This window comes from Cytophaga hutchinsonii ATCC 33406 (assembly GCF_000014145.1).
Taxonomy (GTDB): Bacteria; Bacteroidota; Bacteroidia; order Cytophagales; family Cytophagaceae; genus Cytophaga; species Cytophaga hutchinsonii.
Map to the genome: position 1 here is coordinate 314,252 of NC_008255.1, position 26,077 is coordinate 340,328.

A 26,077-nucleotide genomic window follows, 5' to 3' on the forward strand; every position below is an offset into this window, starting at 1 on the left:
TATAGTTTATATAGATTATTTGTATACACGAAAATTATTTGATAAAATATCTAAACTTCACAGAGAAAGAACGACCCGGTTTTTGCAGCATGAAATTGTCATAGTTTAAATTGTTCATCAGATTTCTGCACTCAAGTGAAATATTATATCTGCCTTCTTGCATAGAATAAGAAACAGAAGCATTGTGTGAAAACTGATCTGGTATTTTATTTTTTCCTTCTGGCCCGCCAAATGCCTCCCAGGTTAAATAGAACCATCGGACATATTGCGTATACCAGTTAAATTGAATGCGCGTCTTTTTCCCAAACACATCATTTTTCCCATAACTCAATTCAAGATTGCTGAAGAACCATGGCTGGTTAGGTATTTTATTGAGGTAAGTAGCCTCCGGAATAGTATTTCCAGCCTTAGAGTATTTAGTATAATTTAAGGCGTTCTGATAGCTCGCATTTATGCTGATCATAAAGTTTTTTTCATAATCATAACGAATCTCTCCTTCAAGACCGGTAACACGTACATTTGATTTATTTTCGTAGCGTACATTGTTGGCATGCTGATCAGCAATAGCATAAATGAAGTCTTTTGCATTTCTATAAAATGCCGAAGCTTCGATAAAAAAAGAATGCTTGCTGAAACGTTTTCCATAAAACAATCCTGTATTTATGTTGTCACTCGTTTCTGGTACTAAATCCGGATTTCCCGATGTACGCATTCCATCCCCGAATATTTCAATCACTTCCTGTAAGCGGTATGCATGCTCAACGGATGCTTTGATTCCGGCATTGCGTAAAAATTTAAACCGTGATGCAATGCCATAACCGTAATTACTGAAAGATGTTGATTTTGTTATTGCGGGAGTCGTAAGATTCAAGCCCATACCATACCACTTAACAAAAGGTGTTGTGGTCAATCGTTGGTTGAAGAGGTTGTTTTCATAAGCAATCCCAAGAATCTGTTTATTCATAATACCCGGGTTGGGATCGTCATTTTCAATCAGACTGTTATAGTTTACATTTTTTAAATGATCTAATGTATAGTTTACATTCAGTGAATTATTTTTGTTTATTATATAGGTAAGATTTGTACGGAAATATGATTTGGGCCGTACGATTGTGTTAAATGTTTTAGCTCCATCCATTTCGTAGCCGGGGTCTGGAACTGTAACCCCAATACCATCCCATCCATATTTAATCTTGGTTGTATCAACCACCACATAGCTATCGTAAGAGCGTGAAGCAAAAACATTCATACTTAAACCCTTTATTAAAAAATTGTCTTTTTTATACCGTACAGAACCATTAAAAGCATGACCTTTTCTGGTTACACGGCCATAAACAATTGTTTGCTGGAAACCTGTTTGCACATCCTGAGTATAGCCTGAAAAAGCACCGCCGATAAAAAATACATCTGCCCATTTTTTATTCATCAGGCCAACCTCTATCTGGCCCATCATAGATTGATAGGTATCGTGGAAGCGTCTGAAATTTTTTTCTACAAAGCTGTATTGAGCTGCATCCCATACTTCAACATTACGCATGATATAATTGTTGTTTGAGAAATTATAGAAAGCACTGGTACGTACTACAAGTCCTGTTTTAGTGTGCGTGTATTGTCCTGTAACAGCTGCACGGTGTGTGTTGAATGAGCCATAACTATAGCTTGCATCAAGAAAGTTTTTTACTTTTTGATTGGTAACAATATTTATGGCACCACCCATTGCATCAGAACCCAGTGATACGGGAACCACACCTTTGTATACTTCAATTCTTTCGGCAAGATTTACAGGTACATTGTTAAGCGTCATGCTGCTTCCCAATACATCCATCGGAATACCATCGATAAAATATTTTATCTGCTTGCCGGAAAGACCATTCAATGAAAAATTAAAATCTGAACCAACACCGCCGGATTCTCTGATCCGGATGCCGGATGTTCGGTTTAATACCTGATTTATATCAGCGGTTGTGTTTGCGTATTGTTTTGTTTCAATCACATTTACAGAAAATCCGGATTCTCTCAGTTCTTCCACTTCGTTTTTAGCAGTAATGACAATAGCCTTATCCAGTGTATCAACAGACATCTTTCTGTTTAGCTGCAATACCTGTCCGGGGTGAAGGTGTACATGCATCGAATCATTTTTATAACCGATTGACGTAAACAGAATGTAATAAGACCCGGGAGTAATATCAGCAAGTACATATTTTCCATTCAGGTCGGTTTGCGTACCTTTTGATGTGTTTTTGAGCTGAACAATGACGCCCATCATGGCTTCTCCGCTATCGGAAGAAATGGTTCCGGAAATTATTGCCGGTGCAGTCTGTGCAATACTGATTGTGTAAATCAGGCTTAAAATACTAACTAGAAAACAGGTAAGAAATTGCATTTTAACTATGTAAAATAAAGTATGTAAATGACGCAGGCATAATCGGGATTTTAGCGTTCATTGGGTTAGTAGCATAACCATGGAGTATACCGAAGCTTAAAAAATAAAAAATCACTATTTCTGCCACTTATTTTTTAGCGGGAGAAATAGTGATTTTAAATAAATGATACTGAATTGTTTGTGCTTTTACATGCTAAGCGTACACAACCAGGTATTCAGAAAAGCAGGCAGGTGTGAAAAAAAATATTTTTGAGAGAACGTTAAATACTAATTCAATTTATCCATTCTCAGGATGAAGCTTGTATGCCCGGTTAATGCCAGCCCTTTTTTGAGGCTGCCATCAAGCGTATTGTAGATCCAGATATTGTTTCCTTCGGTATCTGAATTAATGGAAATGTATACCAGGTTACCTTCTGCGAGCACACATTGTCTGCGTGTTCCTTTATCCAGCGGAAGTTTTAATTTATCAATGGTTTGGGTAGTAAGATCCAATACATAAAATTCGTAATGAGGTACTTTCCAATGCTCATTCCAGTTTTTATATAAATCTTTACGTTCACTTCGTATGATTGCTTTATTTTTTCCTATGTAATAAATGCTGTATGCGTGGTTATTTATCGGGGATGCGGAAATGTTAAAAAAATAGGTACTGTCTGGTCTGTCAGCATTATTCAGAATTCTTAAAATAGCGGTTGGTTTTTCTATGTTATTCCCTAACGCAACCCCCGGGCAGGTTAAGAAATAAAAATCTCCCGTTTCATTTTTGAACGTTGCCGGCTCAATTAAATTATGACTTCCCGGAAACGTAGACCGTGTATCTTTGATCGTTTCCAATACTTGCATGTTTTTATAATTCAGGATTGCTATAAAGGCCGTATCGCTTGTTGAATAGCTGTCTGAATTGTAAATGTGAAATGTATAGCCGATAAATAATTTATCGTCTTTCACGTTTGAAAACCCGATAGATAAAGCATTGTACGCGGGCAGTGATTTTTCAATAGCGATGATGCCCTGCGTCAGTGAAAAATCAGCGGTAGCAATTTTAACATATTTAACGATAGAATCTTCCCGATCTGAACCAAGTAAAAGCAAGGTGTCATTCTCCAGCCAGGAATAATTGTTTTCGTAAAAATCACTGATAACAACAGAATCAACTTTCTGTAGGGTATTTTTGTTTCGTGTATATTTATAAAACACCCCATCCTTTTTATTCAGATAATAATAAAAACCATTTTTAACAATCAGATCGCGCCCTATGTTTTGGGTATTAAGCAGAATGCCGTTTTTTTCCTGATCAAGTATACCTTCGTTTAATAAGTTTGTTTGAAGTACGTATTCATTTGCATCTTCAGTCATGATAAAAAGACTGTATGCATGATTCGCTTTATCGTCAGGCTGTTCGCAACTTATACAAGCCAGTAAAATAGTGATCGCTAAAACAATGTTATGAATAGAATAAATTTTGCCTGGCATTATAGCGTATCGTTGTATCGTTGGGAACTTGAATGAATAAAAAAAGAATCTTATATATTGAACTGTTTCATAATTTCTTTTTGTAAAACCGGAGGCAGGCTGGATATATTCCGTTCGTTAACAATGATCAGTTCGTTTGCATGTTTGAAGTTATAATTTACAGCAATGTATGTCTGCCCTTTTTTAACCAATAGTTTTTCACCGCTGCTTAATGGATTTGCACAGATACCATTGACTGTAAGTTCAACATCTTTTTTTGATTGAATTAATATTGCGCCGCAAAAATCAATATTTCCATCGGTAGAAATCGCAGAGGCGTTAATATTCGCTTTACTTTTTTCTCCGAGCGTTATATGCAATGCACTTGTTTGAATGGTTTCATTTGAACCGGCTTTTGTTTTCTGTACAAATGCCGTTTGTTTTTCAGCGTTCCTTGTCCATAAAAATAAACCAATAACAACAGCAATGGAAGTAGCGGCTATCCCCATAAAAGCGGGCGACGACAAGTAATGAAATAAATCAAACCGTTTAACTTTATCGGGGTTTTCCGGTAATATTTCCGAAATGTTTGCCCACATTTCCTCTTTCAGTGCATGCGAGGGAAAATGCACGGAGTCGGCAGTTTCAATATCCAGCTCATCGTTCATTAACCATTCTTCAACAGCCTTTTTTTCTTCTGAAGAACAAAGATCAAGATGATATTTTTCAATAAGTCTTTTGGTGACTTCCATAGCAGGGTTTTAAAACAAGCGTAAATTTAAAGCTTTTTTTATTAAAGTAGTATAAATGGGGAAATACCGTAGGTGAGGTGCAAAGAAAATTCAAATAAAAAATAATTGTTTCGCAAATAGCTAGGAGCGATACTCCTGCAGGTTTTCCCGCAAGAAGCGCAGGGCTTTGGTGATGTGCTGTTCTACCGCGCGTTCAGAAATCAGTAAGCGGGTGGCAATTTCTTTGTTTGTTAAGCCTTCAGTACGGCTTAAAGTATATACATTCCGGCATTGGCAAGGAAGCCGGTCCACTAACACGCCAACTTTTTCTGTAAGGTTGCTGTATAGAATAGCATCTTCTGTGCAGTTGGTTGCCGAACAATAATCTTCCAGTGCACAGGCTGTATGCTTTTTTTGATTTGTTTTATTCCGGATGTATTCGAACACTTTAAATTTGGCGGCCCGTACCAGATAATGTTCAACAGAAGTTTTTATTTCGAGCTCATCCTTTCTTTCCCAAAGTGATTTAAAAATATCCTGAACCATTTCTTTGGCAACTTCCCGCTCCTTAATCGTATTATAACAGGTTGCATAAACCCTTGCCCAATACATCGTGTAAATTTTTTCAAATGACTTAACATCTGAAAAGGTTAACAGAGAAGGAGTTGTGTCGGTATGTAGATTTAAAGGCGACAATGTGCTGAAATTATTGATCAGATGTATGGGTTCAGAGCCCTAAAATTACAACTATTTAGACTAATTAAAAATAAAATACTTCTTAATTTGAAAACTAGACACTTTGACGCGTGATGTTAAAACCATGATAAAACTTCTTTGGGGTGTAGATAATACGATTCTGAAGAGCGTTTTTTATTTTCTTACTATAAACTCCCGCTGCTTTTTTTGTCTTTAATTTTTTCGATTACTATAAATGATGCCTGTAATCAATAACAGATTAAAGATCAATGCTCCGTAAGATACAATGTAAGCGTCTATTTAGCCGAAGAATCCAGAGATTGGAATGTGCGTTAAAAATGAGTTCAAAAAAAATATTTTTCACATCCAGGATTTTACTGCTTCTGCAGTGCAAGGGTTGATATATACCTGAAACACACCAGCCCGGAACCAGGTCCGGGCCAGAGGTGTATCCGTGCAATTGTTTTTTTGAATGACATTTATTTTGTTACCGTGATCAGATAGGTTGCTCCGCGCCAGATAGACTCGTATGCTTTACCATTTTGTTCACCTGTAATTTTTTCGGTATAAAAAGCTTCAACATAATATACACCAGCTGCTGCAGGTGTGAATGTTAAATTACCGTTTGCATCAGACTTGAAGGATTTAGACCATCCTGCAGGTGTAACAACAGAATAGGTGATGTCTGTGTTTGGCTTGTTTTTAAACAATGCGTCTACGGTTACCGGTTTATCAACTTTATAACCGCTTCGTGCAGTAAGGCTTAAGCTGTTTGTGTTTGCTGTAACAGAAGGTGTTGCAGCAGTACCAACGGTTACGGTTGCGCTTGAAACAAATTGATATAACGTAGTACGTGCTACATCTTTTACCGGATGGTCTGCAAGTAGTGTATAGATGCCATTGGCCGCCGGTGTGAAATCTGCTACAAGACGTGCTGCTTCTGCAGTGGTTGTAAGCTGTACTTTTTTATTGTCTGGCCCTACAAGCCATAGTTTTACATCTTTTACATCCGAATACCAGTGCGATACAGAGTCTTTTTCACCTTCTGCATATTCACCATAATAAACAGCTACCTGCTGCTTCTGTCCGATTTTACCAGTCGCTGCCGTTTCGATCCAAAGCGCGTGTGCAAATGCATTGCCAGTGTTTAACAGCAGCAACGATACTACGAATAAGGTTAGGGATTTAATCATACAAATTCTGATATACGTTTTTAATAAGTTACTAATATGTTATAGGTCTGTATTTACGGGCCGCAACAACTACAAAAGTATTCTTATTTCTTTAGATTAAAATAATTTTACAAGCATGCACTCCGGCACATAACAAGCTGATATTTTTTAAGTACTCGTACTGTGCAGTTTATAGGCAGATCTGCTACTGTTAAGAAATAAAAAATACTTAAATTTCAGTATCAGAGTCTGGTGGTTTATCTATAGTAAAATGATTCGGTTTTTCGTGTTTTGCTTACCGAAACCTATTTTTCTTGCTCCTTTTTTATACGTATTTTTACTTTTATGAAAATTGTTGAAATAAAAGATAGCGCACAGAAGAACGCTTTTTTAGAACTTCCGGTTGCATTATACAAAAACGAAAAAAACTGGATCCGTCCACTGGATTCAGATATAGAAGGCATTTTCGATAAAGAAGTCAATAAATATTTCCGTCATGGTGAAGCAACGCGCTGGTTGTTGTACAGCGATGATCATAACGTGATCGGCAGAATAGCGGCATTTATAGATAATAAAACAGCTAAGACATCTGAATATAAAACAGGCGGCTGTGGTTTTTTTGAGTGCATCGATGATCAGGCTGCTGCCAACCTGTTGTTTGATACAGCCAAGGAGTGGCTTATAGCACGAGGTATGGAAGCGATGGAAGGGCCAATCAATTTTGGAGAGCGCTTAAACTGGTGGGGCTTACTGGTCGATGGTTTTTATGAACCTGTATACGGCATGCCCTATCACCTGGCGTATTACCGTCCGCTGTTTGAAAACTATGGTTTCAAAGAATACTATCAGCAATATACGTTTCACCGTTTTGTAGAAGGTGACCTGCCGCCCATTTATCAGGAGAAAGCAGACCGCCTGGCGCGCGATCCGGCGTATACCTTTAAGCATATTGAAAAAAATAAACTTGAACAATACGGCGAAGATTTCAGAACTGTTTACAACAAAGCCTGGACAAAACATGCCGGTGTGCGCGAAATGCCCAAGGCACAGGCAATGGCGATGATGAATCAATTGAAGCCGATTCTGGATGAAGAGATTATCTGGTTTGCTTACTACAACAATGAGCCGATTGCATTTTTTATCATGATCCCGGAACTGAATCAGATCTTTAAACACTTAAACGGAAAGCTGAAAGGGAAATGGGATATTGTTGCCAAGCTGAAATTTCTGTATCATAAATATACCGGATCATGTAAAAAAATGTTTGGTGTGGTATTCGGCGTTGTTCCTGAGTTTCAAAGCAAGGGACTAGAAGGTGCGATTGTAATGGCTGCAGCTAAAGTGATACAGCCGATGGGGCGTTATACCGAATTTGAAATGAACTGGATTGGTAATTTTAATCCTAAAATGATAAAGGTTGCAGAAGCAGCCGGCGGTAAGATCCGAAAAGTACACATAACCTATAAGTATATTTTTGATCAGAGTAAGCCGTTTTACCCCATGAAGATGATTGAGTAGAAAATCCGTTCAGTAAATCAATACATTATTTTTTATTAATTATGGGATTAGACATTCAGGTTATTACCGATAATCACGAGGAGTTATGTGGTGCAGAATATCTGGCTAATTATGCTGTAAACAGAAGCCAGCATGGGCTTAGCCGTGCATTCTGTAATTTTATTTGCAGACGCAATGTTGTTGAACATGAAGCCGAATTAGATCAGATAGCATGTATAACCGGAATAGATATCTCATCTATTTATGAAATGGAAACATATCCTGATGAAGAAATGATCCGTTCTTACCTTGAATACGATGCGGATACAGAAGAAAAGAAGCGGGCATTCCTTATTAAAGTAGAACGGGATAGAAGTAAACTGGACGGCAATATTGATCGTGTATTTGACACGGTAAATACTCTCATTGATAAACTGTCTGTGCTGGATGAATTAAATAAAAAACTTATTCAGACAGATTTTGATACGCTTAATTGTGCGTATTATTTTGCTGATTTTAAAACCGATAAAGGAGATGGCTACAGTAGAAATAACTTTGGAAAAGATCTCAGAAATTTTAAACGCTTTTTAGTTTTTGCTAAAGAAAGAGGAACAAAAACTGTTTGGTTTCAATTCGGCTAGAAATAAAAACATCGTGCTGCAGTACATAACCAATTCATTCAAAATATAATTAAATAAATGACATCACATAAAAAAGCCGGGCTCGGGTTTGTTTTTGTAACCTTATTAATAGATGTAATCGGCATCGGCATTATTCTGCCGGTTATTCCGGATCTGATCAAAGACCTTACCGGCGAAGGGTTGAGTGAGGCTGCTAAATACAGCGGCTGGTTAACGTTTGCCTATGCCATTATGCAATTCTTCTTTTCACCTGTTCTCGGCGCCTTAAGTGATACGTATGGCAGACGTCCGATACTGTTGCTGTCTTTACTTGGCTTGGGCTTTGATTATATCTTCTCTGCCTTTGCGCCAACCATCGGTTGGTTGTTTGTCGGCCGTATCCTTGCAGGTATCAGCGGTGCCAGTTTTACAACCGCCACGGCGTATATTGCAGATATCAGTACACCTGAAAACCGCACGCAGAATTTCGGACTCGTTGGTGTCGCTTTTGGTCTTGGTTTTATTATTGGTCCTGTAGTTGGCGGCATTACCGGTGATTGGTGGGGCCCACGCGCACCGTTTATGGTTGCTGCTGTATTTACTTTATTAAATGTACTGTACGGATATTTCTTTGTGCCCGAATCGTTGGCACAGGAAAACAGGCGAAAATTCGAATGGTCACGTGCAAATCCGATCGGTTCTTTGCTGCACTTAAAAAAATATCCCGTAGTGGCAGGGTTGATTGTTTCCATGTTTTTGTTTTTTATTGCAGGTCATTCCGTTCAATCAAACTGGTCATTTTTCACGGAATACAGATTTAATTGGGATAATAAAATGGTTGGGTATTCATTGGGTTTTGTAGGTGTGATTATAGCTGTTGTACAAGGCTGGCTGATACGCATTATTATTCCTAAGACTGGCCAGAAGTGGGCGGTTTATCTGGGACTTTCATTGAATGCGTTAGGTTTGTTGTTGTTTGCATTTGCATCACAGGGCTGGATGATGTTTGCCATACTGGCGCCATATGCATTAGGCGGTATTGCAGGTCCGGCGCTTCAGGGAATCACATCTGCGCAGGTGCCGGCAACAGAGCAGGGCGAACTGCAAGGTGCACTAACCTCGCTGATGAGTGTAACAACAATTATAGGACCGCTGTTGATGAATAATTTGTTTTCGTATTTCACAGGAGCAAACGCTCCCATTGAATTACCCGGAGCTCCGTTTTTAGCAGGAGCAGTAATGGTTGGCGTTAGTGTATACCTGAGTGTACAAACATTGAGAAAATATGAAGGCTAACTGAATACAATAAGCTGTAAATTTCAGTGTGTACACGTTTCGGAGATTGTTTAACATATACAGGTAAAAAGCTTTATTTTATAAGACATGATCTGACATGGCTGTATATATGACGTACGAAATAATCGTCGCAATAATTCAATTTTAATCTAATGAATGGAAGGTATCCAGCTTGTTGGAATATCTGCATCTTCTTCTTTAGATCTTGAGTCAATTGTTTGTGTAAATAATTCTCTTTTTTTATCGTAATTAAAATAATAATAATTGTATTCGCCTCCGCGGCCTCTGAAATCAATGGCAAATTTTATAGGAAATGGTTTGGGAGTCAAGGTGAATAACGCATCGGCCCAATAAACCGTTTCTGTATACATAGTATCTTTGTTTAAAACTTTTATCGTATCGCGCCATACATCTGCCTGGTAGGTAGTTTTAAATGTATAATGTATCACCTTGTCCTGCATAATGCTGTAGCCATATAAGGTACAGGAAGTGCCGGCACAGCCGAAGTTTTCAAACATGGCAAACTCATGCGCTTTGCCATCCTGATTGAAATCTTCCAGGTGCAGTATCTCAACAGCACCATCGGTTGTGTCAGTAGCATGTGTTGTGAAATACTTTCCGGACATGGCGCCTCGCGAGCGTTGCCGTTTGCGGGCTGAAACAGGTACAATTGTGCCTGCATATGTTTTATGTACTATTGTATTGCCAACAGTATCTGTAACCGTATAGTCATTTTTTATCTGAATGGTATTGATCATCGTATTTTTGTCCGCAGAAACAACGGATAAAAATGTCTTTCCTTCGAAATACGCTTTACCCATGGTGTATTCGGGACACGTATACGAGCTCTCCCCATCAATCAGTATGTACGGATCGGTCATCCATAACACCAGTATCCGATCTGCATTGTGTTTTCCGGCGATTTTTTTTGTTTCAAGAATGTATGCGTTTTCCGGTAATTGTAACACGTTCTTTAGTTTTGAATACGAATAAATCATTTTCATCTTTTTAAGAAAACATTTTCCTTGTGGAGCGTATGCCAGTTGTTTGTATACAACTGTTTCGTTTTTATCTGTTGTTTTAAATCGGGACCATATTTTATATAAAGAATCCGGCTGCAACGCGTATGTATCCCGGTAGGAAGTGTCATAGTTGTGCGTGTATATACGGATAGAATCCGTTTTAAATGTTTCGGATGTTGCAGAGGAACGTGCTGAATCGGCTGCTAAAACTGTAATTCCGGAGTGTTCTGTTTTATTTTCATCAGACGAAAACCGGCAGCCGCTCATGCATGATATCAGAAATAAAAGATAGACAGCAGCAGATAACTTCATTGTAAAAAAGATTAAACGTATGCCGTAAGTTAAAAAAAAGCATTAAAAAAGCCTCCCGTTTGTGCGGGAGGCTTTTAAGGATAATTAAGAGTTTCGTTATTCAGCAATAACTTTTACCACCTGTGAAATACCTTTCTGTGTTACATAAACCACATGCAGACCTTTATTTTCAAGAGTAATTGGTGTAGTTGCTTCATAAGAAGCGTTTGCAAAAACCAATTGCCCAAGCGTATTGTAAATTTTTACATCATACACACCAGAGCCTGATAAAGAGAACGTTTCTTTTGCAGGATTTGGATAGGCAGTAAGAGAGCTTTTTGCTACACTTGAAATGATTGGCGTGGTAAGCTCAGGTGTTATTTCTACTTTATCGCCATTTTGATCAGAAGTAATATACACAGCAGAGCTGGTAACAGTTCCTACTGCATTTGTGCGTGTGTTAGCAGGTGTTACTGTTATTGTACAGCTAACCAATACGGAAGGAGCTGCATCCTCTGAATAATATACCGTTACTTCATTTGTATTTAAACCGGATACAATAGAGCCTCCCCAGACAAACCAGGAATATGCTGCACCTTCGGTAACAGGGGCTGTGAATGTATAATAACCTTTACCAAGTGCCGGCGCACTTTTCCAGAAAATGTCGAACGCTTTATTTTTTACATTTATTGTAAATTTTGTACTGTCATTGGCGCACTCAGGATCAGTAGCTGCGATGTAATAAGTGCCGGGAGTTAAATTGTTTCCGATAACCGGTGTTGCAAGTGCGGCATCGGTATAAAAATCAAGTCGGGTGCCACTATGCACAGCAAAGTTATCCAGATACAGTTTTTTCAGTACATTCTTTTCAAACATATCATTGAAGCCGTAATAATCGCCATCTACGGTATAATATACCGTATTCCCGTAATTATTTTTTGTAAGAATGAGATCTGTTGTAATTAACTTTGTTGGTACTGTTAATGCAGGCGCATACGTGAAAGCTGTACAGATGCCTAAGTCAACATTGGGCTGATAGTTGATCTTAATCTGAGGAAAACGGGTTGTTTTGTTAACCATCTGTGTCATATCAAGCATTGTCGGATCGAAGATTTCTTCCGGGCCGGATAATAAACTTTTATTGATGAATGTCATTTGAGCAAGTTCAGATGCTGTTGCAGCGTGGCCATCCAGGTATACATATGGTGTTAAATCAAGTACTTCATCTCTGCAAACCGAAGGCATATCTTTAATTTCCAATCTAAGACAAGGAGTTTCAGTTATGATTACATAAATACTGTCGTAAAAATAATCTAATGGATTACATACAGAAACCTGTACTTTGATTTTATATTTTCCTGCTCCTCTGGTAGACCAGTTGGGTACTGCAGAGATAGGTGATTCTGTTCCGGTACCCGGTCCGGCAGATTCATCGGTAAATAAAATACGCTCCGATAAAGCAGTTTCATCATTGTTGCTGCTGAAGAAAATAAATTTGCCGAAAAAATCTTCGGTATAGTTTTTCGTAGCTCCTTTTTCAACGGTGTATCGCAATGTGTCAGCAGTAAACAATTTGTCAGGAGGTATGGTTACATACAAAAATATCTGTACGCCGCTATTCGGAAAAGCCGTCGCATTCATTTTTTTAATAAATACTGCGGAATAGTCACTGTACTTTATACTCGTTAATTCGTCTTCAGTAATAACAGATCCCTGAAGGCGGAACATTTTATACATGCTCACATTATCATTCGGGTCGTTCAGATCACGAATGCCGGTTTTTTCATAAATGTCAGCAAGGGTGATAAGCGTATCACTGCATGACATCATATAAGGCCCGTTGTCTGCCACAACATAGGTGTTTGTTGTTTGCGCCGTGAGTGAAGCGGAAATAAACAGAAGAGAAAGGATTGCTAATAAATGTTTTTTCATAGCTAAATAGTAACAGTAAATGAATAAAATAATTTTCCCGTAAATCAGGATTGAACGAAATTCAATTTACGGTTTTTATCAAAAAAAGTTTGACTGGTAATGTTGTTAAATTTTCAAAAAAATATATTTATTCAATAGGTGTCTTAACATGAGCTAATTACAGAAATAAATTATATCAGTGCATCTGCGTTAGTCAATTCAATTTACATTATTTTTTTTCTGCTTTTTCTAAAAAATCTAGCAAGTGATACATATTTGTTGCAATCCGTGTAAAGTTAAGCGGCAACATTTCATGGTTCTGAATAATATACGTTAGATATATTTCATGCAGCGATTGCCTTAGTTGATCCGGTGGTGCTGATGAAAATAAAACTTGCAGATTTTTCATCTGATCATCTGTATGCTGCGGTAATTCGTTGGTTATTTTTGTTTCATCCATAGCGTATGTTGTTAGTAAGAAGATATTAATGTATTACCTGCCGGAATAATTTGAATGGAATATTTCCATTTGTACGTATATTTTTGTTCATTTGACAATATATATTCTTTTTAATATTCAAATGTACATATTTATATTGTCATTTGTCAATATAATGAATTAAAATATGAAATCTGTTAATGAACGCATCAAATTTCTTATTGAAGAACTGAACCTGAATAGCAGGGCTTTTTCGTTGAAATTAGGCGTTGACCCAACAATTATACATAACATCATTTCAGGCAGAATGAGTATGCCATCATATGTAGTTTTAGAAAAGATTGTGTTGACATTTGACAATGTAAATGCAAAATGGCTGCTTACCGGTAAAGGAGAAAAATATACCCGGGCTGCAGAAAGCGTTTCTATGGTAAACGATCCGCTACCGGTGTATGAAAAATCAGCAAAGGAAATCAGTTTGGAAAATGAAATCATAAATTTAAAAGGTCAGATTGAGGCGTATAAAAACGTAATAACAAGTTTATCTGCTAAACAATAGGGTAAGGGCTCAAAACCAATGTTAAGTCCGTTAACACTTGTTGCAGATAAAAAATCTTCAACAATAGTGTTAAAATAAATGTCTTTTTTGAATGTTCCATAGCTCATGGGGAGAGATTAAATCAAAAAGATCGGGAAGCAATATCTAAAATATAAACATTAATGACAAGTAAGTAATTAATATTTATAAGCATTTTATGGACATTTCGGTGTGGGTCAGGTAAAAAATCAAAAATTAATGGAGCAGATTGCTCGCAAAATTAAATCGCTTCGCGGAAAAAGCGGTTTGAGTCAGGAAGCTGTGTATCACGATACGGGTATTCATATCGGAAGAATTGAAGCTGGTCAGAGTAATATAACGGTAAGCACGCTGGATGCAATCTGCACGTATTTTGATACCGATCTTGAAACATTTTTTGTTGAGATCAAAAAATAACAACCGTATAAATTTTATGAAGCACTTTTAAACGCTTCGTTTAATGGATCATTATAATAATACTGATTTAAAACCATTTCAATTGCCAGGCGCATAGCTTCATTGATCGGATATTGTTTTTGACTTAGATTATAATCTATATCCGCCAGCTGGTTATAATAATTTGTTGCTAACGGAACGGGAGAACCTGCTGCCGCCTCTGTATTTGCAGCATCGTAAACTTCCGGATAGGCAGCTTTAATATCTTTACAGGTAAACAACGTAGCGTTTCCTGTTTTATCTCTGGTAAATGAAAATCCAAACAATCTGCAGATTAAAGCACGGTGCGGATAATCTGCGCATCCGCCTTTTTGTATATCCGTTTTGAGCGGTTTATACAAGTTGCACACAGATGAATTAGTTAACAGCAGGCTATCATATACGGATTCAGCTGTATTGTTTTTATACAAATGGAACGCGTACGGAAGCATTTCCAAAATACTTGTTTCAATAGCAGGTGATTTGCAGCATTTTGAACAGCCTGTAATGCATGAATAACCAGCCTTTTGCTGAAAGGCTGCCAGATCTTCATCCAAAGCAATGTAAAAATTTTCTACTTGTAAAGATATATTTTCCAGCTGCAGCATAGTTAGGTATGAAATTTTGAAAGTAATTCCACACCGGAAAAATATACGGAGATTCTGGTTTGATCAAGGTAGTTCTAATTGGCGGTATTATACCTACACAAGCCGGCAAATATGTTTTAGTGATTCAAATAATTGGTTTTTAATGATTTAATATTTTAGTTATAACTAGAATATTGTTTTATTTTATTGATTCAAACAAAATAATATTCTAAAATTTGTTATTTTTATTTTTATATTCAGAATATTATTCTGAATATTGTTCTATTGCGAGGCAGAGTGCAAGGTTTCGGCATTGATACTTATTATACATTTCAAGTAGAATAAGAACTGATGTTTCGCTTCATGGTATCATTTTAATCACTAAATACTATCGCTATGTCATTTAACTTTGAAACATTACAATTACACGCCGGCCAAGAAGTAGACCCTACTACACAGTCACGCGCAGTTCCTATTTATCAAACAACTTCTTATGTATTTAAAGATTCCAATCACGGAGCTAATTTATTTGCGCTGAAAGAATTTGGCAACATTTATACGCGTATCATGAATCCCACCACAGATGTGTTTGAAAAACGCATCGCTGCGCTCGAAGGCGGTGTAGCAGCACTTGCTACATCATCCGGACAATCGGCACAGTTCATTGCATTAACAAATATTCTGCAGGCAGGAGATAATTTTGTAACGACATCATTTTTATATGGCGGTACATACAATCAGTTTAAAGTTTCATTTAAACGATTGGGTATTGAGGCGCGCTTTGCCGAAGGTGATCAGGTTGCAAGTTTTGAAAAACTTATTGATGCCAAAACAAAAGCACTGTATGTAGAAACCATCGGCAATCCGGAGTTTAATATTCCGGATTTTGAAGCTTTTGCAGCATTGGCAAAAAAACATGACCTGCCGTTGATTGTAGATAATACGTTTGGTGCCGGCGGATATTTATTCAGACCATTGGAACATGGCGCCAATGTTGTAGTGGAGTCTGCAACAAAATGGATCGGCGGACATGGTACTTCTGTAGGCGGTGTAATTGTTGACGGTGGAAATTACAATTGGGGGAATGGTAAGTTTCCGCAATTCTCTGAACCATCTGAAGGATATCATGGATTAGTTTTCTGGGATGTGTTCGGAACAAACGGTCCGTTTGGAAACATTGCGTTTATCATTCGCGCGCGCGTGGAAGGGCTCCGCGATTTTGGTCCGTCTCAAAGTCCGTTCAACTCCTTCCTGTTACTGCAAGGTTTAGAAACACTTTCATTACGTGTGGATCGCCATGTACAGAATGCACAGAAACTTGCAGAATGGTTAGAGCAACATGCAGATGTTGCAACCGTAAATTATCCGGGTTTGCAAAGCAGCAAATATCATAACTTGGCAAAAAAATATTTAAAACGTGGTTTTGGCGGCGTATTATCTTTTGAAATTAAAGGCGGAAAATCACGTGCGGCACAGTTTATAAACAGCTTGAAATTAGCAAGCCATCTTGCTAATGTCGGCGATGCTAAAACGCTTATTATACATCCTGCTTCAACAACACATCAACAGTTAAGCGATGAAGAACAAAAAGTAGCAGGTGTATCAGCCGGGCTGTTGCGCGTGTCTGTTGGTATTGAGCACATCGATGATATTATTGCAGATTTTGAACAGGCATTTGAAACAGTAAAAGAAATTGAACATACAGTTTCTGTTTCAGAGCAGGTTTAAATAATAAAATCATAAAAGAGACGCATAAAATGTATGCGTCTCTTATAAATATTCAGTGCAGAATTATTTGTATGATCTGCGGATAATTTTGCTGAGAAAGATACGCAACATAGACGCCTTTATCGAAATGAAAACTGGTTACTTCATATTTTGCCTGTATGTATCAACTCACCGATAGAGTTATATGTTTACAATCAAAGAATCCGTTGCCGGATAATAAAAATATTTACGCTCAGCTAAAGATTTATAAACGTAAAGGCAATCACGTTGTTCAGTTCATGTGCCTTATTTCAATACAATCTTAAATAATTTCCCCCGCTCATTGGTTGCTCTGAGTTCATTTTCATTCTGCCAGCAAATACCTTCAGACTGCCCGCCACTCGGGAATTTTACAACACCATACGGAGACAGTTCGATTCCGTTGACAGCATCGCTGATGTGAAATAAAAAAATCCTTCCATACAGAAGTACCGCAATTTTTTCTTTACCCGAAGCATTGGTAAAAACGGAACAGGCAGTAACCATTCCTTTAAAATGAATGTATTGCGTTACAATGGCACGATGCGCACTTGTATCCTGCAATAATTGATAGAGTTTAACAGCACGTGTGCCACGGTTTTTAGAAATAAAATAATAGGAAGAATCTCTTCTGAAAAAAGCTTCGCAATCAAAATCCAGGCTGTCGTTAACAGGTGGGAATTGTGTTTGGTCCGCGTACGAAAACGAATGTTTAATGGTCGTTGAATGGGTTATGTCATATTCATACAAACACAGATCTTTTCTGCGGCTTCGGTTATTTCCAATATCTGCAATCACTAAAAATGGATTGTGTATTTGGTCTTTGTAATAAAGCATTTCTTCCCAATCTTTATTTGTAGTGTTGGGTATCGTCATTGAATCGAGCAGTTCACCGCTTGAGTTAATCGCAAAAACTTCCGGTTTTGAACCGCTGTCGTTTAGTGTATAATACAGATCCATTTCAGGGTCAGGTTTTACCAATGCTGAACTTTCACAAATGATGGTATCCATACATGCCAGCCGGGTTATGTGTGCATGAACTGTTTTAACATGTTTGCCATTAACCTTGTTTGCACCAGGAGTGAGAATGGCTTGCAGGAAAAAAGCGATGGAATAAAATAAAGAAAGCAGCATGTAAATAAAATAGGATTATTCAGACAGAAAGGTATGTCTGTCGATGTGTTCAGAAATGTCTTGCTGATTCAGCTGTTCGTCTGATTCGTCCGGTTCCATTTCTTTTAAATAAAATTTAAGTTCACCGTTAAAATGTGTGGCTAGCAAACGGAAAGAACCAGGTACACAAAAATCTTCGGAATAGTATGTGACAAGTTTTGTGCCGGCAGGCACTTTGTTTAATTCATTAAATATATGATTGGTATATTGAATGTATTGTTCAACGGATACTTTGCTGTTGTGATCTATAACAGAAGTCGGGTCAATTTTTTCCTGAAAGGAATTGAAAAAATAAATACCACCATAGCCGGTAAGATCCATCTCTAAGGCATCCTGTTGAAAGAACGAAACATTTGCTACCGCATATTGTTCTTTTAGATTGTTCGAAAGCTGAATAAAATTTTCGCGGATATCTATGCCATGAAATTGAGAAGAAGGATGTAAGGCTGCACCCACGAAACAAAACTTCCCGGCGCCGCTGCCAATGTCCAGCACTTTTACCGGACGTTGATTGCATAAAAAATCAGCTGCCGTTTTGGCTACAAAGACCGATGTCCAGTGTCTTTCAGACAACTCACGGATTTCAAATGGATAGATGGCGTCGAATTCTTCGTCGGGAATATTTTTTTGAATACGTAGCTGATCAATAATCATAGATATTACTAAAATATTTGAATACGCGCTAATTGTCAAGAAAGTTTTGAATTTCCGGATGTGTTTATCTGATCCAGAAGTTCGGTTTCCGATTTTGTATAGATATTTTTTGAAAGGATCTGTGTGTACGGCCATCCTTTTTGTGTAAATACATACGGTTTGTTGAAGTGCCAGTATTTGGCATACTCAGTGTTTTTGTAAATAATGTCGTCTGTGTCAATCAACAGTTCAGCTTGCTGTTTTGTTACGGTTAGCGTTGCAAATGGATAGACAGGATTTACCTGCATAGGTGAATGTGCGTTGCACACCTGCATAATACGGCCCGCTGTAGAAGCAAGTGAAACCGTATGCGCATGTTTTTCAAAAAAAGCATTGCGGTCAAACTGCTGACAATCCCATGCATATTGTAAGTATTCTTTTAAGATACGCGGCCCTTCGTGCTTTAATGTCTCGGTGCGTAGTTCTTGCGGCATAATACTGCAAACAAGTACAACCGATTCGCGCGCACGCGATACAGCTACATTCATACGCTTTTCTCCTCCCTGCATATTTAAGCTTCCGAAGAGCATGGAGAATTTCCCGTTTTTATCCGGTGCATAACCAATAGAGAAAATAATAATATCGCGTTCATCTCCCTGAACGTTTTCAATATTTTTTATAAAAAGTTCTTCAGGAAGCAAAAACTGTTTCTTTACCGACTCCTGTTCTAATAGATCCTGAATGTAAGAAGCCTGCTGATAATTGAAACAAACAATGCCAATAGAATGTTTCCCTGCCTGAATGTAATCCAGTGTTATGCGCACAACTTCTTCTGCTTCGTTTTTATTGATGCTGTTTGCCCATACACCATTCACTTTGCGGTATGTAATGGGTTTTACAGCAGCATGGATGTCTTCGTATCTGGGTACATAATTTAATTTGTTGCCGTAGAACTGTTGGTTTGAAAACGCAATCAGTTCCGGATAGCGGCTGCGGTAATGCCCCTTCAATAAAACACTCGACAAATAACGCTCACCCAGATCAAGCAATGAATCTATTTCAATGTCGGGTTCGTTTTCTTCATCATCATCCCAGCGTACCCGATACAGGTCACTCGGCGGTAATTGCTGCGAGTCTCCGGCAATCACAATTTGCTTGGCACGGTACATAGCAGGTAAACTATGTTCGGTATAACATTGAGAAGCCTCATCAATAATGATCAGGTCAAACAATTGTTCAAGCGGAAACACGCATGAAACCTGTTCGGGCGACATCATCCAGCAGGGGATAAGAGAAAAAACTTCCTGCGCATATTCATGCATCAGCTTCCGCATCGGCCATACGCGTTTTTTCTTCGTTACCTGATGCTGCAGATCCCGATACGTAATTCTATTTTGTAATCTGTTAAAAACAATTTCCCGATACGTTTGTTCACGCAGTTTGCCTAAGATCATTTCCAGCGAAAGTGCTTTACGTTTTTCTGAATGAATGGTCCAGTCTTGTGCAAACTGTTTCCAGCGTAATGTATCCAGACTTTTAAGAATCGGATAGACAAGTTCAATGTGCTGGATCCAGTGTTTTAAAACAGACTGTTCAATAAGTACTGCCCATTTGTTTGCGGGATAAGCATCGGAAAGCACTGCTAAGCGTTGGATGCAGATGCGGTCGGTTGCATTCAATGAATGCAGTAAGGCATCAAGATGTTGAACGTCGTTGAGATGTTCACCTGTAAATTGCATCCATTCATCCAGCAAGTCTACGTCTTTAATAAAATACAATTGCTGTGGCGTACTGAAATAAGCAGACGTATTTGCCGCCGCTGCTGTTAATGTTGTATGTGCATGAAGTATATGTTTAATCAATTGTTCTGCAGCCGCTGCATTCAGGGCAATGACATGACGGTACAGAGACGGGTTTGTTTCTTCAATCGGCTGCAGCAGCTTATAGAACGTTTGTATCACGTTAGTCAACGCCTGAAGTGCATCGGTGTCTTGTAACGGAATGGTAAGATCGGTAAGCGCTGCCGTTTCTTTTAGAAGCGCTTCAACAAGAAGGGCTGATTTGATTTTGTCTGTTAATGCCTGCAGTGTTTGTGCAGATAGGGCAGTATTTGTGTATTCAGCTGCTTTTTTTAAAATTTTATATTCCGGAGAAAAAACAGCATATAAAAGCCATCCAAATGTACCTTCAGATTTTTTATGTGCATTCGAAAGCAATGCTTGCAGTGCATGCAATTCACTCAGACTGTAGTTTGAAAACAGCGACTGATTTTCTTTTTGAATAACAGCAATAGATTCTATTAGCTGAGACGCTTTAGCAAAATCAACCGGCCGGAAAAATGCGTTCCATAATTTTTTAGTTGAATCTTCTTGCAGTAATGCGTGAACGGATTCAAGCGTAATTTTTAATGAAGCAATGTATTCAAAAGCAGTTGCAATACGTGTTTCTTTATACACAGCAAGCTGTTGCTTAAAATCATCGATTGCCTGTTTAAGAACAGAGGCTTTTGATTGCCACAATTCAAACGTTTGTGAAGTCATATCAGGCTGCTCTATTCTGTTTTTCCAGAGTTCTGCATGCGGGTAAGGAATGGCTGCATAAATACTGTACGTCTGCACTGCATGAATGAGCCGCTCGAGCTCTTTAGCCGGATAACATGTATACAGATCGCTCAGGTTGATCGTTCCTTCTTCCGTACTGGCTTTCAGATACAGTTCATGTGCACTGAAACCGCAAATGCGTGTATCAAATAAGGCATTCCTGAATTCTTCGCTGTGTGTATTCAGTTGTGTCAATAATTTTACAGAAGCTGCAAACTCCCTTTCCATATAAATCGCATCCAATCCATTGTTAATGGTTTGATACGATTCAATATGTTCAATTTGCTTTTCAATTTTTGTATATAAACTGCGTTGATCAAATTTTACATCGTGCACGAGTGCAAAAAAATCATCCAGTGATTTTTGCCCCAGACGTTTCGCGACTACTTCAAGGGCTGCACGTTTGTGCGAAATAACTAATATTTTTTTGCCTGCCGCTACAGCAGAACAGATCATGTTACAAATAGTTTCAGATTTTCCTGAACCGGGCGGGCCCTGTATCACAATGGATTTCCCCATTTGTACTTCACGTATGGCAAACTCCTGCGAAGCGTCCATGCTGTAAGGTGTCATCAGGTCTTCTTTGTATGGGTCATTCGGCAGTTTAATACGGTTGCGGTCTGCAAAGAAATTTTCCAGCGAGGTATCCGAAAGATTTTCAGCCCATGCATCAAAATCGGCTGCAATAGCAGAGCCTGCCTGCGGGAATATTCCTAATACGGCATTTGGGTGAATGCGCATTTCACCAAGGTGATAACGGTCTTGATACTCCTGGCGTTTATATGTTTTTAATGGCTGAATGTTGTTTAAAAAATATTCGTTGCTGAACAGAAATTCAAGTTTGGTTTTCTTTAACCATTCATAAATTTGTGTGCGGAATTCCAGCGGATCGGAAGAAAAATCTTCAAAATTTTCTTCCAGTACTTCATCAGGCAATACAAGATCGTGGTAGTGCGCAAAGGCTAACAGCAAACTTTTATTCAGTTGTATGGTACGGCCCTCTTCTCTGCGAAGAAACCAGCCATTACCTTCCATTTCTAATTTTACCGGGAAAAATAAAAGCGGCGCACGGAAGGGTGTTCCATCTTTCCACTTACCTTCGGCAAATAGCCAGCCTACATAACATTCATACAAACCACGTTCTTCATAGATCTGCGCAAGCTTACGGTATATTTTTTTTAACGAGGAAGATACAAGCTGAACCTGTTCAACCCGAGGTTCCTGCACGGAACTGATGCGTATACTTTTTTTCTCAGTTAATAATTCTTCAATGGTGTGAAAAGCGGCATGTTTGTCAATAAAATGTAATGCACTTACGTCTAATTCCTGAGCAGCAGATAAACTCAAAAATAATAAGGACCGATTTCCTGTTGTTAAATCGTAGAGACGTTTGCGGTATGTCTTAAGTATTTTCTCCATCAGGGAATATCCAGTCCTTTAACAGATAATTTCATGGAACCGGTTGCATAGATCACCGCTTTAATCGACTCTTGCGTGATGAAAAATTCTTTAGGCTGAAGCTGATTAAGATTTGCTTTCACTTCAACATTTTTGCTGATCTTGTACGAACTGATGTAGGCATTGGCTTGCTTTTTCATTTCAGCCATATCTGCTGCAACCGAATAACGCAGGGCTTCCTGCATACGTTTGGTTAAGGTACTTTTAAGAATCCAGTTGCCGGTTTTAACCATGGCATTTTTTGTTTCAATGGAATAATCCAGATTTCTTAAATAAACAACTTGTGCAGCAGAATCATAGGAAGGTTTTCCTTTGAGGTAAATATGTCCGTTAACGTTTCCGGATACTTTTGTTTTAATAATTAAATTTTCACCGCCGCCATATATCTGTACACTGTCAATACGGATTTTTTTCTTTCCGTTGGAAGAAGTAAAGGTTTGTCCGGCTAAATGCTGATATGCCAGCTTGCTTGCTTCTTCGTAACTCATTTCATTGATCAGTGAAATAACAAAATCACCGGAGGCATTGTTGGCAAATGTTGCGTTGGGCAGGTTGGTAAGCTTTACAGCAGGCTTGGCGCCGAGAAATGTTTCTGCAACACCGTCGATACGTATGGTAGCGGTTGCAAAATCTTTATTGCCTGTTAACGGTGTTACAACAATACCGGTTGGACTGACACGAAGCCAGGCCGTTGGGTTATTGTATAACTGTATGGGCTGATGTAAAGCGTTCCATCCTTCTTCCACATACTTTCTCAATTCAATCTGATTTTTTATTTCACTATCAATGGCTTCGGTAATTACTTTTTGCTGTGATTTGATCACACGGTCGGCAATGAAGGTTACAGGCAACGAGATGCTTCCACCAGTAATGACAGGCTTTTCAATCCAGTCGTATTTCTGCAGCGTTGTTTGTGGTTCCAATGTCCAGAACACCCCAATCTTTAATTTTGTATTGAAGGTCATGCGCAAGGATGCGTCCGCAGTGAATTCATCGGATACATTAAAACCAAACTGGTTGAATTCCCATTTAATTTTAGACCAGATCTTGATCGGTACTTCGTATACAATTTCTTCGCCGCGCATAGAAAGTAAGATCGGGCTTACTTTCCACACTTTCATCAATACGCCATCTGCAAAATCCGCATCGTCATATATCAATCCATTCAGCTGCGTATTTAATTCGGTTTCGATTTCACGCAACGAAAGTTCAACAGGTACTACAACATGTGAAACGGGAGCTTTGTACTCAAAGTTCTGATAGGCTTCGGCAGGGGCTTTTGATTTTACAGAACGGCAGGACCCGGCAAATAAAAGCGCGAGGATAACACATACAAATGGAACGGACTTATTCATACTGCAAATCGATAATGAACAGATATTTTTAATTAGTAACGCTTTTATCTTATTCACGGTATATTTAAAAGCATTAATATACTATTTGTAAATACATTTGCACCTGCTGATCCGGTGGCTTATTGAGCAACAGGTAGAAGTTTGTGCTGTCGTGCTTCATTGCCTGAAACAAATCAGCCTTCGTAAGAAGGCTGATGGAATGTTATTGATTAAAGACTGATTTCGAATTGAACAAGGTCAACAAATTCCTGTAACCGCTCTTCCAGTTCTTTTTTCTGTAAGCCTACCAGGCGTTCTGTGCCGAATTTTTCTACACAGAAAGAAGCCATTGCCGAACCATAAATAATGGCACGTTTCATATTTTCGAAAGAAGTATCTTTTGTACTTGCAATGTAACCGATGAAGCCGCCGGCAAATGTATCACCTGCGCCTGTCGGGTCAAATACATCTTCCAACGGTAAGGCCGGAGCAAAGAATACCTGATCCTGATTGAACAGCAACGCACCGTGCTCACCTTTTTTGATGATCAATACTTTTGGCCCCATTGCTATGATCTTGCGTGCAGCTTTCACCAGTGAATATTCACCGGATAACTGACGTGCTTCTTCATCATTGATAGATAATACATCTATCAATGCTAATGTCTGCTTCAGATCATCCATTGCAATGTCCATCCAGAAATTCATGGTATCCATAACAATCAGCTTCGGACGGTTTTTTAACCGTTCAATCACCGAGCGCTGAACAGCTGGTGCAAGATTGCCCAGCATCAGGAATTCACAATCCTGGTAAGATGCAGGAATAATAGGATCAAACGTTCCTAACACATTCAATTCTGTAACAAGCGTATCACGCGTGTTCATATCGTTGTGGTAGCGCCCAGACCAGAAAAACGTTTTTTCGTTTTCTTTGATCTGAAGGCCTTCTGTATTGATGGAATGAGACTGAAGCATTTTTATGTCTGATTCAGGAAAATCAGATCCGACAACGCCAACAAGATTTATTTTAGGGTTGAAATAAGAAGAAGATAAACCGATGTAGGTAGCAGCTCCACCTAAAATTTTATCCGTTTTGCCGAAAGGCGTTTCAATTGCATCGAAAGCAACCGAACCAACTACTAATAAGCTCATAATACAATTAATTTATCTACAAATATTGGTTCAATTGTGCTAAATCCCAAGTATCTGAGGGAATATAAATCAACATTCGGCAGATTTAATCGTATAAAGCCGCCTCTTGCCTGACAGGATCTGAAAACTCTTTGCTATTTGCAATTCAGTAATGCAATCCAATCAAAAAAAAGCAGAAAGAATCCCCAGAAAAGTGTCAGATAAGTAACTAAAAAAGCTCCAGCGCTAAAAAAAACAGACGTTAGAAGTCCGTGCATTTTATATCTCTTGAATATAAAAACAGATGGAATAACCGAAAGCATAAAAATGGCTAAAAAAACAACAGCAAATACACAGACTGTAGTCATATAAAAAAAGCTTACATGTGTTGAAGTAGTTTTTTGTAATCGTTCATTTTGATCCAGTAGCTGATCCAGAAATAGATGCCAACACAGGATAAAACCATTCCGACCATAGGTATTCCGCCGCACAAAAATAAAATGCAATAGGTTAAACCTGTGTTAAAGCCTGGCTTCGCTTCTTCTTCAGCTAAATGTCTTTGATCGAACTCTGCACGTAGAGATTCTGCCATTTTTATAACCACAATGAACTGGCAAACAAGGCCAACAACAGGAATCAGTATGAGCCACAACAAAACAGGATTCACTTTCCGGTTGTTTTCGTTTAGCTGTTCCAGCAAACGCTTTAGTGTTAAAATAAAAAAGACTAAAGGCACAAGGTATAAAAGCATTAATAAAAGTGCGATTTCACCGCCACCCAGGCCTGAAATAAAGAGAATCGGAAAAGAGAGCTGTAACATCATTCAATAAAAAGAATAAAGATTTCGTTGGGTAAATATAGTAATTTCACTTCTATTAATTGATAGGCCGGAAT

Annotated in this window: 21 protein-coding genes; 6 read left to right on the forward strand and 15 right to left on the reverse strand. The window is 38.4% G+C overall.

The window, feature by feature from the left end; genetic code table 11:
• Nucleotides 1–34: 34 nt before the first annotated feature.
• The 5 genes from CHU_RS01345 to CHU_RS01365 form a co-directional block, all read right to left on the reverse strand.
• Nucleotides 35–2,383 (reverse strand): TonB-dependent receptor, encoded by a 2,349-nt coding sequence (locus tag CHU_RS01345; protein ID WP_011583667.1) that lies wholly within the window; start codon nt 2,381–2,383, stop codon nt 35–37.
• Between the two features lie 267 nt (nt 2,384–2,650).
• Nucleotides 2,651–3,856 carry a hypothetical protein gene (locus CHU_RS01350; RefSeq protein ID WP_011583668.1) on the reverse strand — a complete coding sequence of 402 codons (1,206 nt, stop codon included), beginning with the start codon at nt 3,854–3,856 and terminating at the stop codon, nt 2,651–2,653.
• Nucleotides 3,857–3,906: 50 nt separating this feature from the next.
• Nucleotides 3,907–4,587 carry a hypothetical protein gene (locus CHU_RS01355; protein ID WP_011583669.1) on the reverse strand — a complete coding sequence of 227 codons (681 nt, stop codon included), beginning with the start codon at nt 4,585–4,587 and terminating at the stop codon, nt 3,907–3,909.
• A 120-nt stretch (nt 4,588–4,707) separates the two neighbouring features.
• Nucleotides 4,708–5,262 carry an RNA polymerase sigma-70 factor gene (locus CHU_RS01360; protein WP_011583670.1) on the reverse strand — a complete coding sequence of 185 codons (555 nt, stop codon included), beginning with the start codon at nt 5,260–5,262 and terminating at the stop codon, nt 4,708–4,710.
• A 479-nt stretch (nt 5,263–5,741) separates the two neighbouring features.
• A complete protein-coding gene (locus tag CHU_RS01365; RefSeq protein WP_011583671.1) occupies nt 5,742–6,455 on the reverse strand; it encodes a DUF4198 domain-containing protein in 714 nt (237 codons plus the stop codon).
• A gap of 324 nt (nt 6,456–6,779) precedes the next feature.
• Between CHU_RS01365 and CHU_RS01370 the strand changes: the two genes are divergently transcribed.
• From CHU_RS01370 to CHU_RS01380, 3 genes are read left to right on the forward strand one after another with little or no spacing between them, the layout of a single operon-like run.
• Complete coding sequence (locus CHU_RS01370) at nt 6,780–7,952, forward strand: hypothetical protein (RefSeq protein ID WP_041932117.1); 1,173 nt, start codon at nt 6,780–6,782, stop codon at nt 7,950–7,952.
• 41 nt (nt 7,953–7,993) lie between these two features.
• Entirely contained in the window at nt 7,994–8,572 is a 579-nt protein-coding gene (locus tag CHU_RS01375) for a hypothetical protein (protein ID WP_011583673.1), read from the forward strand.
• A 57-nt stretch (nt 8,573–8,629) separates the two neighbouring features.
• Nucleotides 8,630–9,847 (forward strand): TCR/Tet family MFS transporter, encoded by a 1,218-nt coding sequence (locus CHU_RS01380; RefSeq protein ID WP_011583674.1) that lies wholly within the window; start codon nt 8,630–8,632, stop codon nt 9,845–9,847.
• Nucleotides 9,848–9,996: 149 nt separating this feature from the next.
• On the opposite strand, the gene CHU_RS01385 is transcribed toward CHU_RS01380, so the two are convergent.
• The 3 genes from CHU_RS01385 to CHU_RS01395 form a co-directional block, all read right to left on the reverse strand.
• Nucleotides 9,997–11,136: a hypothetical protein gene (locus tag CHU_RS01385; protein WP_041932118.1), complete on the reverse strand. Its 1,140-nt coding sequence runs from the start codon at nt 11,134–11,136 to the stop codon at nt 9,997–9,999.
• A 141-nt stretch (nt 11,137–11,277) separates the two neighbouring features.
• Nucleotides 11,278–13,092, reverse strand: a complete 1,815-nt coding sequence (locus CHU_RS01390) for a T9SS type A sorting domain-containing protein (protein ID WP_011583676.1) — start codon at nt 13,090–13,092, stop codon at nt 11,278–11,280.
• A 208-nt stretch (nt 13,093–13,300) separates the two neighbouring features.
• Nucleotides 13,301–13,531 (reverse strand): hypothetical protein, encoded by a 231-nt coding sequence (locus tag CHU_RS01395; protein ID WP_011583677.1) that lies wholly within the window; start codon nt 13,529–13,531, stop codon nt 13,301–13,303.
• Between the two features lie 166 nt (nt 13,532–13,697).
• Here CHU_RS01395 and CHU_RS18710 point away from each other — a divergent pair, with 166 nt between their 5' ends.
• Both CHU_RS18710 and CHU_RS01405 read left to right on the forward strand, forming a co-directional pair.
• Nucleotides 13,698–14,069 carry a helix-turn-helix domain-containing protein gene (locus tag CHU_RS18710; RefSeq protein WP_011583678.1) on the forward strand — a complete coding sequence of 124 codons (372 nt, stop codon included), beginning with the start codon at nt 13,698–13,700 and terminating at the stop codon, nt 14,067–14,069.
• A gap of 237 nt (nt 14,070–14,306) precedes the next feature.
• On the forward strand, nt 14,307–14,504 hold the full coding sequence (locus CHU_RS01405; RefSeq protein WP_041932119.1) for a helix-turn-helix domain-containing protein: 198 nt from the start codon (nt 14,307–14,309) through the stop codon (nt 14,502–14,504).
• A 14-nt stretch (nt 14,505–14,518) separates the two neighbouring features.
• On the opposite strand, the gene CHU_RS01410 is transcribed toward CHU_RS01405, so the two are convergent.
• Nucleotides 14,519–15,130 carry a YkgJ family cysteine cluster protein gene (locus CHU_RS01410; protein ID WP_049755410.1) on the reverse strand — a complete coding sequence of 204 codons (612 nt, stop codon included), beginning with the start codon at nt 15,128–15,130 and terminating at the stop codon, nt 14,519–14,521.
• Nucleotides 15,131–15,505: 375 nt separating this feature from the next.
• Here CHU_RS01410 and CHU_RS01415 point away from each other — a divergent pair, with 375 nt between their 5' ends.
• Complete coding sequence (locus tag CHU_RS01415; protein ID WP_011583681.1) at nt 15,506–16,837, forward strand: O-acetylhomoserine aminocarboxypropyltransferase/cysteine synthase family protein; 1,332 nt, start codon at nt 15,506–15,508, stop codon at nt 16,835–16,837.
• Nucleotides 16,838–17,122: 285 nt separating this feature from the next.
• Here CHU_RS01415 and CHU_RS01420 read toward each other — a convergent pair whose 3' ends face one another.
• The 6 genes from CHU_RS01420 to CHU_RS01450 form a co-directional block, all read right to left on the reverse strand.
• Nucleotides 17,123–17,989: a hypothetical protein gene (locus CHU_RS01420; protein WP_011583682.1), complete on the reverse strand. Its 867-nt coding sequence runs from the start codon at nt 17,987–17,989 to the stop codon at nt 17,123–17,125.
• Nucleotides 17,990–18,004: 15 nt separating this feature from the next.
• A complete protein-coding gene (locus CHU_RS01425; protein ID WP_143143946.1) occupies nt 18,005–18,682 on the reverse strand; it encodes a methyltransferase domain-containing protein in 678 nt (225 codons plus the stop codon).
• A 35-nt stretch (nt 18,683–18,717) separates the two neighbouring features.
• Nucleotides 18,718–22,680 (reverse strand): AAA domain-containing protein, encoded by a 3,963-nt coding sequence (locus CHU_RS01430; RefSeq protein ID WP_081428639.1) that lies wholly within the window; start codon nt 22,678–22,680, stop codon nt 18,718–18,720.
• Complete coding sequence (locus tag CHU_RS01435) at nt 22,680–24,074, reverse strand: DUF4403 family protein (RefSeq protein ID WP_049755411.1); 1,395 nt, start codon at nt 24,072–24,074, stop codon at nt 22,680–22,682. The genes CHU_RS01430 and CHU_RS01435 overlap by 1 nt, the downstream gene beginning before the upstream one ends.
• A gap of 209 nt (nt 24,075–24,283) precedes the next feature.
• Nucleotides 24,284–25,204, reverse strand: coding sequence for a carbohydrate kinase family protein (locus tag CHU_RS01440; RefSeq protein WP_011583686.1), 921 nt, complete (start codon nt 25,202–25,204; stop codon nt 24,284–24,286).
• A 358-nt stretch (nt 25,205–25,562) separates the two neighbouring features.
• Entirely contained in the window at nt 25,563–26,006 is a 444-nt protein-coding gene (locus CHU_RS01450; RefSeq protein WP_011583688.1) for a hypothetical protein, read from the reverse strand.
• Between the last annotated feature and the right edge of the window lie 71 nt (nt 26,007–26,077).